Consider the following 16,948-nt stretch of genomic DNA (forward strand, 5'->3'; position numbering starts at 1 on the left):
GACGCCATCGGCCCCTCCCGCCATGTTGCGCCGATGACCAGAACGACGCTCGATCTCACCGGACTGAAATGCCCGCTGCCCGCCCTGAAGACGCGCAAAGCGCTGAAGCCCTTGCAGCCGGGCGATCAGCTCGAAGTGCACTGCACGGATCCCCTGTCGGTGATTGACATTCCAAACCTGATCCGGGAGACCGGCGACACGGTGGAGATCACCGAGCGCAACGACGCGCGCATCGTGTTCTTGATTGAGAAGGCCGATCGGTCGATAGAAAACATCAATGGTGCGCCGCCCACTTAGCCGGCGGTCACTCGGTTGATACCTACCTTTTGTCTATCGACATCGATCATCACTTCTGCCCCAATTGACTTCCTCCGCCGAGACGCGGAGGTCGAGTCTTGCCTGCGATATGCGGAGCAAATGGGCCATCGAAAGAAGCCCGACCGTGGCGTCGGGCATAGCCCCCAAGGTTAGGGGTTTAACGTCTCGGATGCGCGTGACGATCCTGGCGCGCGTCGATCATTGTGCGGAGCAGCAGGGACAAAGGCTGCGCTGCAGGCTGAGGAACAGGACCGTCGTGGCAGGCCGTTCAGAAGCGCGGCTTTAGGGGAGGAATGCATGTCTACCATCGAGAGCGCGGGAACACTTTCGGGTGCCGGCGCAGGTTTTCTGGATCGCGAGCGGACCATCGCGACCGCCGGGTTCAATCGCTGGCTGGTGCCGCCGGCTGCGCTGTGCATCCATCTCTGCATCGGCATGGCCTACGGCTTCTCGGTGTTCTGGCTGCCGCTGTCGCGCGCGATCGGCGTGACCGCGCCGAAGGCGTGCGCAGACATGTCGCTGTTTCAGGAGCTGTTCACGACCAGCTGCGACTGGAAGGTCGCCAGCATGGGATGGATGTACACGCTCTTTTTCGTGCTGCTCGGTATCGCGGCTGCGGTCTGGGGCGGCTGGCTGGAGCGCGTAGGCCCGCGCAAGGCCGGCTTCGTCTCGGCGCTGTGCTGGTGCGGCGGCCTCTTCCTCGGTGCGATCGGGGTTTACACCCATCAGCTCTGGCTGTTGTGGCTGGGTTCGGGCGTGATCGGCGGCATCGGTCTCGGCCTTGGCTATATCTCGCCGGTGTCCACGCTGGTGAAATGGTTTCCGGACCGCCGCGGCATGGCGACCGGCATGGCCATCATGGGCTTCGGCGGCGGCGCCATGATCGGCGCGCCGCTGGCGAACCTCTTGATGAACTACTTCAAGACCCCGACCTCGGTCGGCGTCTGGGAGACCTTCGTCACGATGGGCGTCATCTACTTCGTGTTCATGATGATCGGCGCGTTCCGCTATCGCTTGCCGCCGCCCGGCTGGCAGCCCGAGGGCTGGACCGCGCCGTCGAAGGCCAACGCGATGATCTCAAAGGCCAACGTCCATCTCAACGACGCGCACAAGACGCCGCAGTTCTGGCTGATCTGGTGGGTGCTGTGCCTGAACGTGTCGGCCGGCATCGGCGTGATCGGCATGGCCTCGCCGATGCTCCAGGAGATCTTCGCCGGCAAGCTGATCGGCCTGCCTAACGTCGGCTTCAACGCGCTTGATGCGGGACAGAAGGCGCAGATCGCCGCGATCGCCGCGGGCTTCGCCGGATTGCTGTCGCTGTTCAACATCGGCGGCCGCTTCTTCTGGGCATCGCTGTCGGACAAGATCGGGCGCAAGAACACCTACTATACGTTCTTCATCCTCGGCATCGCGCTTTACGCGCTGGCGCCGACTTTTGCGGCGATGGGTTCGAAGCTCCTGTTCGTGCTTGGCTTCGGCATCATCCTGTCGATGTATGGCGGCGGCTTCGCCACCGTGCCGGCCTATCTCGCCGACATGTTCGGAACCCAGTTCGTCGGCGCCATCCATGGCCGGCTGCTGACGGCGTGGTCCACCGCGGGCATCATCGGCCCCGTCGTGGTGAACTACATCCGCGAGTTCCAGCTCGCGGCGGGCGTGCCGCGCGACCAGCTCTACAACACGACCATGTACATTCTCTGCGCGATGCTGATCGCCGGTCTGATCTGCAACTACCTGATCAAGCCGGTCGATTCGAAATGGCACATGAAGGAGGCCGATGTCGCCAAGTTGCAGGCGGCAAGCGCCAGCGCCGCAGCCGCGGGGCCGCACGGCTCCTACGGCATCGGTTTTGGCGGGCTTGACGCCAAGGCGGCGCTGTTCTGGGCCTTCGTCGGCGTTCCCCTGCTTTGGGGTGTCTGGAAGACATTGGAGAGCGCGGTCAAGATCTTCTGACCGCCGTCGAGACAGAAGCGGGATGCTCATCAGGCGTCCCGCTTCGTTGGCCTTTCAGACATCATCAGGAATGGGACTTAGGGGGATTGAAATGATTCGCACCCGAATTTGTATTCGAATTGGCCTTGCGGCCGTATTGCTCGTCGCTGGACTTCATACCGCATCCGCGCAGACGACAACGACACCTGCGGCGCCCACTGCAACGACGGAAGCAAAGCCTGGCAAGATGAAGCTCACCATGCAGAAGCTGAAAGACATGAAGGCGAAATGGGCGGCCAACAAACCGAAGCTCAAGGCCTGTCGCGCCGACGTGAAAGCCAAAGGCCTCGCCGGCGATGACCGCTGGTTCTACATCGAAGAGTGCATGAGCAAGACCTGAGATCGGGTTCCGTCCGACGCTTGCGTAAAGGGGCATGGCGGGCGACCGCCTGCCTCCTAAATCACTCTAGACACGCTCTAAATTGTCTTGCATCTGGCATACCAGAGACTAGAGTTGCTTCGAATTTGGCTTGGTGGCGCGACGCGGGAACCGGTCGTTCCGCTGATCGAATCAGGAAACGAAGGCGCATCGCTTGGCGATCCGGCCTAAAGTCATTACGCATTTGAAGAGAACGCGACGTCTCCATGAGCAGCAACGACGACGTTCACAAGGTCAGAGAATTCGAGCATCCGGGCCAGGGACGGAAGCGCGCCAAATCCACCCCCAAGGGACGGCAGGTTGATCCCACCGCCGCGCATGAGATCGCGCAGCTGCTCGGCGACAGGCCGCGGCGTCGCGACCCGTTGATCGAATATCTGCACCTGATCCAGGACAAGTACCGCCAGATCTCGGCCGCGCATCTCGCCGCGCTCGCCGACGAGATGAAGCTCGCGTTCGCCGAGGTGTTCGAGACCGCAACCTTCTACGCGCATTTCGACGTGGTGAAGGAAGGCGAGCCCGATATCGCGCCGCTGACGATCCGCGTCTGCGATTCGCTGACCTGCGCGATGCTCGGCGGAGAGAAGCTGCTCGCCGATTTGCAGGACGCGTCGGGCCCCGGCATTCGCGTCGTGCGTGCGCCCTGCGTTGGCCGCTGCGATACGGCGCCTGCCGCGGAGGTCGGACACAACTTTGTTGACCACGCGACGGTGGCCAATGTCATGGCGGCGGCGAAGGCTGGCGACACCCACGCGCATCTGCCCGACTATATCGGCTATGACGCCTATGTCGCCGGCGGCGGCTACAAGCTGCTCAATCGCCTGCGCTCGGGCGTGCTGCCGACGGACGACCTGCTGAAGGCGCTCGACGACGCCTCGTTGCGCGGTCTCGGCGGCGCCGGCTTCCCGACGGGACGCAAATGGCGCGCGGTGCTTGGTGAACCCGGCCCGCGGCTGATGGCGATCAACGGCGACGAGGGCGAGCCCGGCACGTTCAAGGATCGCGTCTATCTCGAAAGCGATCCGCACCGCTTCCTCGAGGGCATGCTGATCGGCGCCCATGTGGTGCAGGCCTCGGATATCTACATCTACCTGCGCGACGAATATCCGGCATCGCGCGAAATCCTCGAACGCGAGATAGCAAAGCTGCCGCCGGGCGGTCCGACGCTGCATATGCGCCGCGGCGCCGGCGCCTATATCTGCGGCGAGGAATCCTCGCTGCTGGAAAGCATCGAGGGCAAGCGCGGCCTGCCGAGGCACAAGCCGCCTTATCCATTCCAGGTCGGCCTGTTCGGCCTGCCGACCTTGATCAACAATATCGAGACCTTGTGGTGGGTGCGCGATATCGTCGAGAAGGGCGCCGACTGGTGGAAGGGCCACGGCCGCCATGAGCGGCACGGCCTACGCAGCTTCTCGGTCTCGGGCCGCATCAAGAACCCCGGCATGAAGCTCGCGCCTGCTGGCATCACCGTGCGCGAGCTGATCGACGAATATTGCGGTGGCATGGCCGACGGCCATCAATTCTATGCGTACCTCCCGGGTGGTGCGTCCGGCGGCATCCTGCCGGCGGCGATGGACGACATCCCGCTCGATTTCGGCACGCTTGAAAAATACGGCTGCTTCATCGGCTCTGCCGCGATCGTGATCCTGTCGCAAAAGGACAGCGTGCGCGCGGCCGCGTTGAACCTGATGAAGTTCTTCGAGGACGAGAGCTGCGGCCAGTGCACGCCGTGTCGCGTCGGAACCCAGAAGGCCGCACTGCTGATGCAGCAACCGGTCTGGAACCGCGCTCTCCTGGACGAATTGAGCCAGGCGATGCGCGATGCCTCGATCTGCGGGCTTGGACAGGCGGCATCGAATCCGCTTGCCACCGTGATTAAATATTTCCCTGACGAGTTCAAGGAAGCGGCCGAATGACGAAGATTACGTTCGAGCTCGACGGCAAGCAGGTCGAGGCCAATGCAGGCGAGACGATCTGGCAGGTCGCAAAACGCCAGGGTCGCGAGATTCCGCATCTGTGCTATTCGCCCGCGCCGGACTATCGTCCCGACGGCAATTGCCGCGCCTGCATGGTCGAGATCGAGGGCGAGCGCGTGCTCGCGGCGTCCTGCAAGCGCACGCCATCGGTCGGCATGAAGGTGAAGACGGAGAGCGCGCGCGCGGTTTCCGCGCAAAAAATGGTCATGGAGCTGCTGGTTGCCGATCAGCCGGCGCGCGAGACCTCGCACGATCCGGAGTCCAAATTCTGGCATTGGGCCGAAACCACTGGGGTCACCGAGAGCCGCTTCCCCGCCGCCGAGCGTTGGGCGACCGACGCCAGCCATCCGGCGATGCGCGTCAATCTCGATGCCTGCATCCAGTGCGGCCTCTGCGTGCGCGCTTGCCGCGAGGTCCAGGTCAACGACGTCATCGGCATGGCCTATCGCAGCCACGGCTCGAAAATCGTGTTCGATTTCGACGATCCCATGGGCGAGTCCACCTGCGTCGCCTGCGGCGAATGCGTTCAGGCCTGTCCGACCGGGGCCCTGATGCCGGCCGTAATGCTGGACGAGAAGCAGACCCGTGTCGTCTATGCCGACAAGAAGGTGGATTCGCTTTGCCCGTTCTGCGGCGTCGGCTGCCAAGTGACCTATGAGGTCAAGGACGAGAAGGTGATCTATGCCGAGGGCCGCGATGGCCCGGCCAACCGCAACCGTCTTTGCGTCAAGGGCCGCTTCGGCTTCGACTACATCCACCATCCGCATCGACTGACCAAGCCGCTGGTGCGGCTGCCGAATGCGAAGAAGGATTCCAACGACCAGGTTGATCCCGCCAATCCGTTCACGCATTTCCGCGAAGCGAGCTGGGAAGAAGCGCTCGACATCGCGGCCAGGGGCCTCGTCAAGATCCGCGACGAGAAGGGTGTGAAGGCGCTGGCCGGCTTCGGCTCGGCCAAGGGCTCGAACGAGGAGGCCTATCTGTTCCAGAAGCTGGTGCGCACCGGCTTCGGCTCCAACAACGTCGACCATTGCACCCGCCTGTGCCACGCCTCGTCGGTCGCGGCGCTGTTCGAAGGCCTGAGCTCGGGCGCCGTGTCGGCGCCGTTCTCGGCGGCGATGGACGCCGAGGTCATCATCGTAATCGGCGCCAACCCCACCGTGAACCATCCGGTCGCTGCGACTTTCATCAAGAACGCGGTCAAGCAGAACGGCGCGAAACTGTTTGTGATGGATCCGCGCCGTCAGACGCTGTCGCGTCATGCGACCAAGCATCTGCAGTTCAAGCCGGGCTCGGACGTCGCCATGCTGAACGCGATGATCCACACGATCATCACCGAAGGGCTGACCGACGATCAGTACATCGCCGGCTACACCGAGGGGTTCGAGGACCTCAAGGAGAAGATCAAGGAGTTCACGCCGGAGAAGATGGAGCCGATCTGCGGTGTCCCGGCGCAGACCCTGCGTGAGGTCGCGCGAACCTATGCGCGGGCAAAATCGTCGATCATCTTCTGGGGCATGGGCATCAGCCAGCATGTCCACGGCACCGACAATGCGCGCTGCCTGATTGCGCTGGCGCTGATCACCGGCCAGGTCGGCCGGCCCGGCACCGGCCTGCATCCGCTGCGCGGCCAGAACAACGTGCAGGGCGCTTCCGATGCCGGTCTGATCCCGATGTTCCTGCCGGACTATCAGCCGGTCGGCCGCGACGACATGCGCGGTGCCTTCGAGAAGCTGTGGGGCCAGGATCTCGATCCCGTGCGCGGCCTGACCGTGGTCGAGATCATGAACGCGATCCATGCCGGCGAGATCAAGGGCATGTATATCGAGGGCGAGAACCCCGCGATGTCCGATCCCGATCTCCAGCACGCGCGCCAGGCGCTTGCCATGCTCGATCATCTCGTGGTGCAGGACCTCTTCGTCACGGAGACCGCATTCCACGCCGACGTCATCCTGCCGGCCTCGGCGTTTGCCGAAAAGGAAGGCTCCTTCACCAACACCGATCGTCGCGTGCAGCTCGCGCGCCAGGTGATCAAGCCGCCGGGCGATGCGCGGCAGGATCTCTGGATCATCCAGGAGATCGGCAAGCGCATGGGGCTGCCGTGGAATTATGCTGGTCCCGGCGAGGTCTTCACCGAGATGGCGGAGTTGATGCCGTCGCTGAAGAACATCACCTGGGAACGTCTGGTCCGCGAGGGCGCGGTCACCTATCCCGTCGACGGTCCCGACGTGCCCGGCAACGAGATCATCTTCACCACGGGATTTCCGACCGCGAGCGGCCGCGGCAAGATCGTTCCGGCCCACGTCATCCCGCCGGACGAGATTCCCGACGCCGAGTATCCGATGGTGCTCTCGACCGGCCGCGTGCTCGAGCATTGGCACACTGGCTCGATGACCCGCCGCGCGCAGGTGCTCGACCAGATCGAGCCGGAGGCGGTCGCGTTCATGTCGCCGAAGGACATGCACAGGAAGAAGCTCGCGCCGGGCGATTTCATCCGGCTCGAGACCCGCCGCGGCGCGGTCGAGGTCAAGGTCCGCTCCGACCGCGACGTTCCCGAGAACATGGTGTTCATGCCGTTCTGCTACGCGGAGGCGGCGGCCAATCTCCTGACCAACCCGGCGCTCGATCCATTCGGCAAGATCCCGGAGTTCAAGTTCTGCGCGGCGAGAGCCGAGCGCGCCGAGTTGCGGGACGCGGCCGAGTAGGCGCTCGGTGGTGTTGTGGCGGCACGGCGTTGCCAACCCTCAGTGTCGTCCTGGCGAAGGCCAGGACCCATACCGCGGAATCTATCGATTTCGGGTGATAGTAGTATCGAACGACAGGTCTTCGCCAACGCCTCCCTGGGGTAATGGGTCCTGGCTTTCGCCAGGACGACTCGGGGAGAGACTGCGCCGTACTCGTCCCTTCGCTCCTCGCAGCGGCGGTGCTAGACATCGCATATGTCCAAAGCCACCCCAGCCACACGCGCGCTCACAGCCGCAAAGGTTGCCTTCACCGTCCACGCTTATGACTACGATTCCGATGCCGAGAGCATCGGCCTCCAGGCGGCTGCTGCGCTTGGCGAAGACCCCGCGCGTGTATTGAAAACGCTGATGGCGCTGGTCGACGGCAAGCCGGTCTGCGTGATCGTCCCATCCGACCAGGAAGTCTCGATGAAGAAGCTTGCCGCTGCTGTTAGCGGCAAGTCAGCGCAGATGATGAAGCCGCCGGAGGCCGAGCGACTCACCGGCTACAAGGTTGGCGGCATCAGCCCGTTCGGGCAGCGGAAGCCCGTACGCACCGTGATCGAGCAGAGCGCGCTCGCACATGACCAAGTGTACGTCAATGGCGGTCAGCGCGGACTGCAGGTGCGGCTCAGTCCAGGCGATGTGCGGGACGTGTTGAAGGCGATCGTCGCGGAACTGGTCGCCTGAGCGCGGCGTTCTGCTACTGCTTTTGCAACAGCTTCAGCCGACAGCGCAGCGCTTCGCCGATGTGTGCACGCGCAAGCTGCTCCGCTTTGCCGCCGTCGCGAACCGCGATGGCGTCGATGATGGCCTGGTGCTCGCCGTGGCTGGTCGAAGGGCGGCCCGATACGGTGAACGTAGTCGGACCGAGCAGAGCGATCCAGTCCTGCAATTCCCGCGAAGCGTTGTCGAGATAGCGGTTGCGCGCGGCGCGGCAGATCGCTTCGTGGAAGGCGCGGTTGAGCCTTGCCATTTCTCCTGCCATGTCGGTCGCGTCGGCCCCGGACGCTTCGACAAAGGCCTGCTCGATGTCCCTGAGCGCATCGATCTCGGGCGCAGACGCGTGCTCGGCGGCAAGTCGGGCGGCGGCGCCCTCCATGATCTCGCGCATCGCATAGAGTTCGAGTACCTCGGAGATGTCGAGGTTGCGTACGATCAGGCCGCGGCCGCCGGCAGGTTCGACGAACCCACGTGCCGCAAGCCGGCCCAGAGCCTCCCGCACCGGCGTGCGGCTGACCTTCAGCCGCTGGGCGACCTCTTCCTCGCGCAGGCGGTCGCCAGCGCGATAGCTGCCGGCCTGCAGCGCCTCGCAGAGCGAGCGGAACACGGCTTCGCCGAGCGCCACGCCGCCGCCGCGCGCGACCGAGCCGCCTGCCTTTGTCGGGCGCCTTGCCATGCAATCCTCGTGCTCGCCACGCGCATCCTGCCCATGCAGCGATGGCGCTTGCTGGATTTCTGTATATCTTTGTATACAAAAGTGCGCAATGGCGAACCGGATTGACCGGGGCCGCCTGCGGGGCAGAATGTCTCCAACTTCGTCGCATCGGGCAGACGGCATGAGCAGCAAATACGATGTGCTGGTGATCGGCGGCGGCAACGCGGCGCTGTGTGCGGCGATCAGCGCCCGACGTGGTGGGGCGTCGGTGCTGGTGCTCGAAGGCGCGCCAAAATTCTATCGCGGCGGCAACACGCGTCACACCCGCAACATGCGCTGCGCCCATGACGAGGCGACCGAAATCCTGACCGGGCCCTACACCGAGGAGGAGTTTTGGGAGGATCTCCTGCGCGTCACCGGCGGCCAGACCGACGAGATACTCGCCCGGCACATGATCCGCGAGTCCAAGGACATTTTGAACTGGATCGTCGAGCAGGGGGTGCGCTGGCAGCCCTCGCTGGGCGGCACGCTGAGCCTCGGCCGCACCAACTCCTTCTTCCTCGGCGGCGGCCGTGCGATGTTGAACGCCCTGTATCTGACCGCCGAGCGGCTCGGCGTCGAAATCGAATACGACGCCGAGGTCACCGACCTCGTGATCGAGGATGGCATGTTTCTCGCCGCCCGCCTCAAGCGGCCGATCAAGGGCGACACCGAGATCCGCGCGACGTCGCTGGTCGCCGCCGCCGGCGGATTCGAGGCCAACATCGAATGGCTGAAGCAATATTGGGGCGAAGCCGCCGACAATTTCCTGATCCGCGGCACGCCCTATAACCGCGGCTCGATCCTGAAGATGCTGCTCGCCAAGGGCGTGCAGGAGGTCGGCGATCCCACCCAATGCCATGCGGTCGCGATCGACGCGCGCGCGCCGAAATTCGACGGTGGCATCATCACGCGCCACGACTCCGTTGTGTTCGGCATCGTCGTCAACAAGCACGCGCAGCGCTTCTATGATGAAGGTGAGGACATCTGGCCGAAGCGTTACGCGATCTGGGGCCGGCTGGTGGCCGCGCAACCCGACCAGATCGCCTACATCATATTCGATTCCACCGTGGTCACGAGCTTCATGCCGACGCTGTTCCCGCCGATCGCAGGGCAGACGATTGCCGAGCTCGCCGGCAAGCTCGAGCTCGATCCGGCCGCGCTGGAAAAGACCATCACCGAATTCAATGCCGCGGTGCGGCCCGGCACCTTCGACCACACCATTCTGGACGATTGCCGCACCGAAGGCATCACACCGCCGAAGACCCATTGGGCGCGGCGGATCGAGACGCCGCCCTACCTTGCCTATCCGGTGCGGCCCGGCATCACCTTCACCTATCTCGGCACGCGCGTGACCAGGGAGGCGCGGATGCTGATGGCTGACGGCAAGCCGTCGGCCAACATGTTCGCGGCCGGCGAGATCATGGCCGGCAACGTGCTCGGCAAGGGCTATGCCGCCGGCATAGGCATGACCATCGGCAGCGTGTTCGGGCGGATCGCAGGACGGGAAGCGGCACGCCACGCCAAGAACTAGGACGAAGAAAAGACACGAGGGAGGAACCATGTCACGCATTGCCATTGCCTCGATCGCGGCGCTGCTGATCGTCGGCCACGCCCACGCGGCCGAGCCGATCACGCTGCGAGACATGGGTTCGTTCCATGTCGGTGGGCGTCTTGTCGAAATCTCCGGCAAGCCGGTGAGGGAGGTCGTGTTCGCGCCCGGCGGAGTGCCGGCCAAGGTCGATCCCAACGGCACGTATCAGGTCGAGCAGATGTACGTGCAGTATTTCCTGCCGGCAAACGAGAAGGGTGCCTATCCTTTGCTGATGTGGCACGGCGGCGGATTGACCGGCGTCACCTACGAGACCACGCCTGACGGACGCGAAGGCTGGCTGAATTATTTTCTGCGCAAGGGGTGGGCGGTCTATAACTCCGACGCGGTAGAGCGCGGACGCGCGGGCTGGGCGCAGTACCCCGATATTTTCAAGAGCGAGCCGGTCTTCCTGACCACGGCCAATCCGTTCGAGCGTTTCCGCATCGGCGATGGACCGAACTCCTACGATCCCGATCCCGCCAAGCGAAAATTGTTGCCGGGCAACCAATTCCCCGTCGAGGGTTACGAGAATTTCGTCAAGCAGAACGTGCCCCGCTGGACCACGACCGACGATGCGACCATCGCCGCCTATATCGCCGAGATCGATCGCGTCGGCCCCTCGGTGCTGCTGTTCCACAGCCAAGCCGGCACCTTCGGCTTCAAGGTCGCGCAAGCCCGCCCCGACAAGGTGAAGGCGCTGATTGCGATCGAGCCGGCCGGCATCGGCGATCCCGCCAAAGCGGATGTGCTGAAGAACATTCCGACCCTCATCATCTACGGCGACTATATCGAGCGCGATTCGCGCTGGCCCAAGATCCGCGCCAACGGCATCGCCTTTGCGGACGCCGTCAAGGCGGCCGGGGGCAGCGTCGGCATCGTCGATCTCCCGCAGGCCGGCATCAAGGGCAATTCGCATATGGTGATGATGGACAAGAACAACCTCGAGGTCGCAGCCCTGATCCAGAAATGGCTCGAGAGCAAAGGCCTGACGAAGTAAAGCCATGCACGGAACCAAAATTCTGGACGAAGCCGACCGCCTGATGACGGTCTGCAATTCCTGCCGTTACTGCGAGGGTCTTTGCGCGGTATTTCCCGCCATGGAGATGCGTCGCGCCTTTTCCGACGGCGACCTCAATTATCTCGCCAATCTCTGCCATGGCTGCGGCGCCTGCTACGTCGACTGCCAGTTCTCGCCGCCGCACGAATTCAACGTCAACGTTCCGCAGACGCTGGCGATCGCGCGCGCGGAATCCTACGCGGCCTATGCCTGGCCACAGGCGCTGTCCGGTGTCTTCGCGCGTAACGGTCTCGTCATCAGCATCGTCGCCGCGCTCAGCATGGCCGCCTTCATCCTCGGCTTCGCGGCCCTGAACGACCGCACCGTGCTGTTCGGCGTGCACACCGGCCCCGGCGCTTTCTACAAGTTGATGCCGCACAACGCGATGGCGGCGTTGTTCAGCGCGGCCTTCCTTTATGCGATCTTCGCGCTGGTGATGAGCGTGCGCGCGTTCTGGCGGGATATCGGTCCACCGATCGGCGGCCGTCCGGACGGTGGCTCGATCTTTCAGGCGATGCGGGACGCTGGTGAGTTGCGCTATCTCCATGGTGGCGGCGTCGGCTGCTACAATGAGGATGACAAGCCGACCGACCGGCGCAAGCTTTTCCATCACCTGACCTTCTACGGCTTCCTGCTCTGCTTCGCCGCGACCTCGGTCGCCACGCTGTATCACTATCTGCTCGGGCGCGAGGCGCCGTATCCGTGGTGGGATCTGCCGGTGGTGCTCGGCACGCTCGGTGGCATCGGTCTGATCATCGGGCCGATCGGCCTGTTCGTCGCCAAGATGCGGCGCGATCCGGCGCTGCTCGACGAGCAGCGCTATGGCATGGATGTCGGCTTTATCGCCATGTTGTTCCTCACCGGCTTCACCGGCATGCTGCTTCTGATTCTGCGCGAGACTGCAGCCATGGGGCCGCTGCTGGCGCTGCATTTGGGTGCAGTGTTCGCGCTGTTCGTCACCATGCCGTACGGCAAGTTCGTGCACGGCATCTATCGCTTCGCGGCACTGGTGCGTTACGCGCAGGAGCGACGCAGCGATGCCGGTTCTTGATTCAGATGGTGCGGAAGCGGCCATCGCGCAGGAAAGCGATGGTCTGTTCGATGGCGGCGGCGTGACGCGGAAGTCCGGTATGGGACGCCTTCACGACGATATGGTCGGCCATGCCGGCGACCATCGCGCTTTGCACTGAGACCCGTCCGTCATTTGGCTTCGGCAGAACCAAGAGGCCGGCGACGGGATCGATGAAGCGGTTTCCCGCGATCACGCCGACGGGATAGTCCACCGCGGGCAGGGCGTCAGACCGGGGCGTGGACGTGGTGGTGAGCTCGAGTCCGGCGGGTCCGTAGAATGCGCTGTAGAGGCGATATCCGCTCAGGAGATCGGCGACCTCGCTGCCGCCGTTTGGCGTGCCCAGCATCACCACGCCGGCAAGCCGGTCCGGACGATATTTCGCGATATAGGCGCGCGTCACCAGACCGCCCATCGAATGCGCGACGAAATGCAGCGGCGCCTCACGCTCGGCGAAGCGGGCGACTTCCAGGTGAATATCGTCCGCGTGCGCCGTGATCGTCTTGCGGCGGCTGGCATAGTCGATGTTGAGCGTTGCAAAGCCGCTGGCCCGGAGCGCCCGTTCCAGTCTGATCAGGGACGCCGAGGTGCGCGCGATGCCGTGAAGCAGAACCACTCCAGGGCATCGCGCCTCGCTTGATTGAGACGCCTCGTGCATCTCTCTTACGCCACCTCGCGCTCCGGCGCGGATGCCTGCTCGCGGGCCATCGTCGTTGCGGTGACGTAGTCGGTCTTGCCGGTGCCGAGCAATGGCACCTTGTCGACCACCATGATCGCTGCGGGAACGGTCAGCTCGGACGCGCCGATCGTCTTTGCGTGGCCCTGCATGGCGCTACGCTCGGCGTTCTTTTCCGTCGTCAGCAGCACGATGCGCTCGCCCTTGCGCGGGTCCGGGATCGACACCGCGACCGATGCGGCCTGCGGCCACAGCGTCGTCGCGATGTTCTCGACCGCCGACAGCGAGACCATTTCGCCGGCGATCTTGGCAAAGCGCTTGGCGCGTCCCTTGATGGTGATGAAGCCGGCCGGGTCGATCGCGACGATGTCGCCGGTGTCGTGCCAACCCTCGGCGAGCGGTTCGAGAACGCCCGGATTTTCGGCCCGCAAGTATCCGAGCATCACGTTCGGTCCGCGCACCGACAGGCGTCCACCTTCCTCGATGCCGGGGACGGGGTCGAGGCGGCTTTCCATCAGCGGCGACAGGCGGCCGACCGTGCCGGGACGATTGGCCATGGGCGTGTTCATCGCCAGCACCGGCGCGGTCTCCGTGACGCCATAGCCTTCGAGGATGCGGATGCCGTAACGCTCCATGAAGACCTGCCGGGTGCGATCCTTGACCGCCTCGGCGCCGGCGATCACCAGACGCAGGGTGCGGAAGTCGTAGGCATGGGCCGAGCGTGCATAGCCGGTGAGGAACGTGTCGGTGCCGAACAGGATCGTGGCGCCGGTCTGGTAGATCAGCTCGGGAACGATCCGGTAGTGCAGCGGCGAGGGGTACATGTAGATCGGAATGCCCGCGAGCAGCGGCATCACCATTCCGCCGGTCAGCCCGAAAGAATGGAACACCGGCAGCACGTTGAACACCTTGTCATTGGCGTTGGCATCGACCCGCGCCAGCGCCTGTGCGGCGTTGGCAAGGATATTGCGGTGGGACAGCACCACTCCCTTCGGCGTGCCTTCCGAGCCCGACGTGAACAGCACGACGGCCGGATCGCCCGCCTGGCGGACGACGCGCGGCGTGGTACCGGCGAGCAGGCCCTTGATCTTGTCGGCCGCGCCGATCGAGGCGCGGACATCCTCGAGATAGACGACGCGAACTTCCGCGGAGATTGCCGCCATCAGCTTGTCGAGCTTGCCCTTCTCGATGAAAGCTTTCGACGTCAGCACGGTCTTGACCTGTGCGGCTTTCATGGCGGCGAGCACGTTGACCGGGCCGGCCGAGAAGTTCAGCATCGCCGGCACCCGGCCGATATTTTGCAGCGCCATGAAGACGACGGCAACGCCTGCGGAATTCGGCAGCAGCACGCCGACATTCTCACCGACAGCGGTGCCGTTCTCCAGCTTGCGGCTCAAGACCTGGGCGCCCAGGATCAGCTTGCGATAGGTCAGCTTGGTGCCGAGCGCGTCCTCGACGATGACCTTGCCGGTGTCGCGGTCGCGATAGGCGTGTCCGAGCGCTTCGAAGAGAGTGTGATCGAGCATGGCGTTCTTCACCATCGCGTCGATCATCACGTCCTGAAGTGCTGCGCCCGCGGCATTGCGGCGCGTCTTGCCCTTGAGCGACGGATCGACCGGCAGCTTAACCGGCGGCAGGATGGTGACGGTCACCCGCGGAAACCACGTGCGCTTGATCTGGCTGCCGTTGAGATAGCTGAGATGCGAGCGTTGGGCGCCTTCGATGCGGATCGGGACGACGACCGCGTCGGCCTTGTCCGCGATCATCGCGGTGCCGTCATAGACCTTCATCAGCGAGCCGGAGACGGTGATGCGTCCCTCCGGGAAGATCACCACCGGCTCTCCGGCGGCGACGAGCTTGATGAGGTCGCGCGCGGCCAGCGGCTTGCTGGGGTCCATGGTGTAGTGCTTGACCACCCGCAGGAACGGCTTGGCCCACCAGGCCTTGGCGATGCCGGTATCAACCGCGAAGCTCGCGTCGATCGGCAGCACGGCGTGCAGCAGCGGGCCGTCGATCAGGCTGACATGGTTGGGCGCGATCAGCATGCGCGTGCCAGCAGGCGGCAGGTTCTCCAGCCCGCGGACCTCGGTGCGGAACAGCGCGCGGAACAGCAGCCCGCCAAAGTCGCGAACGCCTTCCTTGCCCCACTTCGTCAGCACGAACCAGACTGCGCCGAAGCTGGCGACGCCGAGGCCGAAGAAAATCCAGCCGATGTGCAATCCGCCGGCCTGCAACAGCGCGACGAACAGCGAGCCGGCTACCATGAAGGCGGCCTGCAGCACGTTTCCGGCGGCGATGATGCGGGCGCGCTCGGAGGGGGCGGACCAGGCCTGGACGGCGGCGAAGGAAGGCACGACGAACAGCCCGCCGCCGAATGCGAAGGCGACGAAATCGACCAGCATGCGCAGGCCCGCGAACGAGGTCGCGAAGTCGGCGGCGGTGATGTCCTGGCCCTTGGCGGTCACGCCGATCGCCCAGGCGAGGTCGAGGCCGGCAAACCCCATCATGATGGCGCCGATCGGCACCAGCGCGAGGTTCGGGCGAACATGGCTCAGATTCGCGGCGAACAGCGAGCCGATGGCAATGCCGATTGCGAAGATCGCGAGACACAACGTCACCACGCCCTCGGTGCCACCGATGACCTCCTTGACCAGCGCCGGCAGCAGCGAGAGCACGATGGCGCCCACCAGCCAGAACCAGGAGACGATCACGGTGCCGTCCCACAGCCGATGGTCGGCGTGCAAGGTCTTCAACAGGCCGAGCGTCGAGGTCCAGGGATTGCCGTTGACCGGCAGATCGGGTGCGGACGGCGTCGTCGCGGGAATGCGGGAGGCGAAGGCCCAGGACAGCAGGGCCAGCACGACCACGGCCGATGCGACCCAGCCCATATGCGCGGAGCCGGCCACGAACTGGCCGCCGGCAACGGTGCCGAGCAGGATGGCCATGAAGGTCGCGCCTTCGACCAGCGCGTTGCCGGTCGCGAGCTCGCCGAGCTCGAGCTGGTCCGGCAGCATCGAATATTTCACGGGACCGAACAGCGCGGCGATGACGCCGAACAGTGCGAGCGCTGCGAACAGCAGCGGCACCGAGTGCAGGAAGAAACCGGCCGCGGCAAAGCCCGCGGCAAAGATCTCGGCGAATTTGAGCCGCCTTGCGACGACGGATTTGACATATTTGTCGGCGAGCTGGCCGCCGAGCCCGGACAGGATGAAGTAGGGGAAGATGAAGACGGCGCCCGCGACCGTCACCAGCGCATCTCCGTGGCCGGTCGCGGCACTGTAAAGCAGGATGATGACGAGTGCGTTCTTGAGCACGTTGTCGTTCAGCGCCGAGAAGAATTGCGCCCAGAACAGCGGCGCGAAGCGGCGTGACGACATCAAATCCCTGATCATGACTAGTCCTGTTTTGGAAACGCTGTCTGAGGTTGTTTCATTGTCCGATGGGCGTCGGGACCGGAGGAGATGCGACGGGCATTTGCGGGTTGACGACGATCGTCCCCGGCCTGCTCTACGCCTTTGCCTTCCGATCCTGTTGGTCTCCGCGTGGCGACATTTGGTTCGCAAATGGTTGGTCGCGGCTCTATCACGCTCCGGCAAGGAGGCGTGCGCGCCTCAGGTGAGATGGGCGAGGCGGCGAAAGGGCGAGAGGCGGCCGAGCAGGTTAAAGCGGCGGCCCTCACGACGAACGCGGCGGTTGGCCCGCCACATCCGGAAGGTCGCGCGGCGCTCGGTCAGGACGCCGGCAATG

Annotated in this window: 12 protein-coding genes; 9 read left to right on the forward strand and 3 right to left on the reverse strand. The window is 64.5% G+C overall.

Annotation, left to right across the window (positions count from 1 at the left end; translation table 11 throughout):
* Positions 1-33 precede the first annotated feature (33 nt).
* From AC0L3A_RS05875 to ybaK, 6 genes are all read left to right on the forward strand, one after another.
* Positions 34-297 (forward strand): sulfurtransferase TusA family protein, encoded by a 264-nt coding sequence (locus AC0L3A_RS05875; RefSeq protein WP_007600670.1) that lies wholly within the window; start codon positions 34-36, stop codon positions 295-297.
* Between the two features lie 318 nt (positions 298-615).
* Entirely contained in the window at positions 616-2,271 is a 1,656-nt protein-coding gene (locus AC0L3A_RS05880; RefSeq protein WP_219685301.1) for an OFA family MFS transporter, read from the forward strand.
* Positions 2,272-2,362: 91 nt separating this feature from the next.
* A complete protein-coding gene (locus AC0L3A_RS05885) occupies positions 2,363-2,650 on the forward strand; it encodes a hypothetical protein (RefSeq protein ID WP_007600673.1) in 288 nt (95 codons plus the stop codon).
* A 245-nt stretch (positions 2,651-2,895) separates the two neighbouring features.
* A complete protein-coding gene (locus tag AC0L3A_RS05890) occupies positions 2,896-4,605 on the forward strand; it encodes an NADH-ubiquinone oxidoreductase-F iron-sulfur binding region domain-containing protein (protein WP_007600674.1) in 1,710 nt (569 codons plus the stop codon).
* Positions 4,602-7,370 (forward strand): formate dehydrogenase subunit alpha, encoded by a 2,769-nt coding sequence (fdhF, locus tag AC0L3A_RS05895; protein ID WP_007600675.1) that lies wholly within the window; start codon positions 4,602-4,604, stop codon positions 7,368-7,370. The genes AC0L3A_RS05890 and fdhF overlap by 4 nt, the downstream gene beginning before the upstream one ends.
* Before the next feature lie 234 nt (positions 7,371-7,604).
* Positions 7,605-8,078 (forward strand): Cys-tRNA(Pro) deacylase, encoded by a 474-nt coding sequence (gene ybaK, locus AC0L3A_RS05900; protein ID WP_354128871.1) that lies wholly within the window; start codon positions 7,605-7,607, stop codon positions 8,076-8,078.
* A 13-nt stretch (positions 8,079-8,091) separates the two neighbouring features.
* Here ybaK and AC0L3A_RS05905 read toward each other — a convergent pair whose 3' ends face one another.
* Complete coding sequence (locus tag AC0L3A_RS05905) at positions 8,092-8,787, reverse strand: GntR family transcriptional regulator (protein ID WP_007600679.1); 696 nt, start codon at positions 8,785-8,787, stop codon at positions 8,092-8,094.
* 160 nt (positions 8,788-8,947) lie between these two features.
* Here AC0L3A_RS05905 and tcuA point away from each other — a divergent pair, with 160 nt between their 5' ends.
* The 3 genes from tcuA to tcuB are packed head-to-tail and all read left to right on the forward strand — an operon-like array spanning position 8,948 to position 12,507.
* Positions 8,948-10,339 carry an FAD-dependent tricarballylate dehydrogenase TcuA gene (gene tcuA / locus AC0L3A_RS05910; protein WP_007600680.1) on the forward strand — a complete coding sequence of 464 codons (1,392 nt, stop codon included), beginning with the start codon at positions 8,948-8,950 and terminating at the stop codon, positions 10,337-10,339.
* Between the two features lie 28 nt (positions 10,340-10,367).
* Complete coding sequence (locus tag AC0L3A_RS05915) at positions 10,368-11,396, forward strand: alpha/beta hydrolase (protein WP_007600682.1); 1,029 nt, start codon at positions 10,368-10,370, stop codon at positions 11,394-11,396.
* 4 nt (positions 11,397-11,400) lie between these two features.
* A complete protein-coding gene (gene tcuB, locus AC0L3A_RS05920) occupies positions 11,401-12,507 on the forward strand; it encodes a tricarballylate utilization 4Fe-4S protein TcuB (protein ID WP_473253818.1) in 1,107 nt (368 codons plus the stop codon).
* 1 nt (position 12,508) lies between these two features.
* On the opposite strand, the gene AC0L3A_RS05925 is transcribed toward tcuB, so the two are convergent.
* On the reverse strand, positions 12,509-13,183 hold the full coding sequence (locus tag AC0L3A_RS05925) for an esterase/lipase family protein (protein WP_473253820.1): 675 nt from the start codon (positions 13,181-13,183) through the stop codon (positions 12,509-12,511).
* Positions 13,184-13,188: 5 nt separating this feature from the next.
* Entirely contained in the window at positions 13,189-16,593 is a 3,405-nt protein-coding gene (locus AC0L3A_RS05930) for an acyl-[ACP]--phospholipid O-acyltransferase (RefSeq protein ID WP_473253821.1), read from the reverse strand.
* Between the last annotated feature and the right edge of the window lie 355 nt (positions 16,594-16,948).

Source organism: Bradyrhizobium sp. MI1.3 (genome assembly GCF_055811695.1).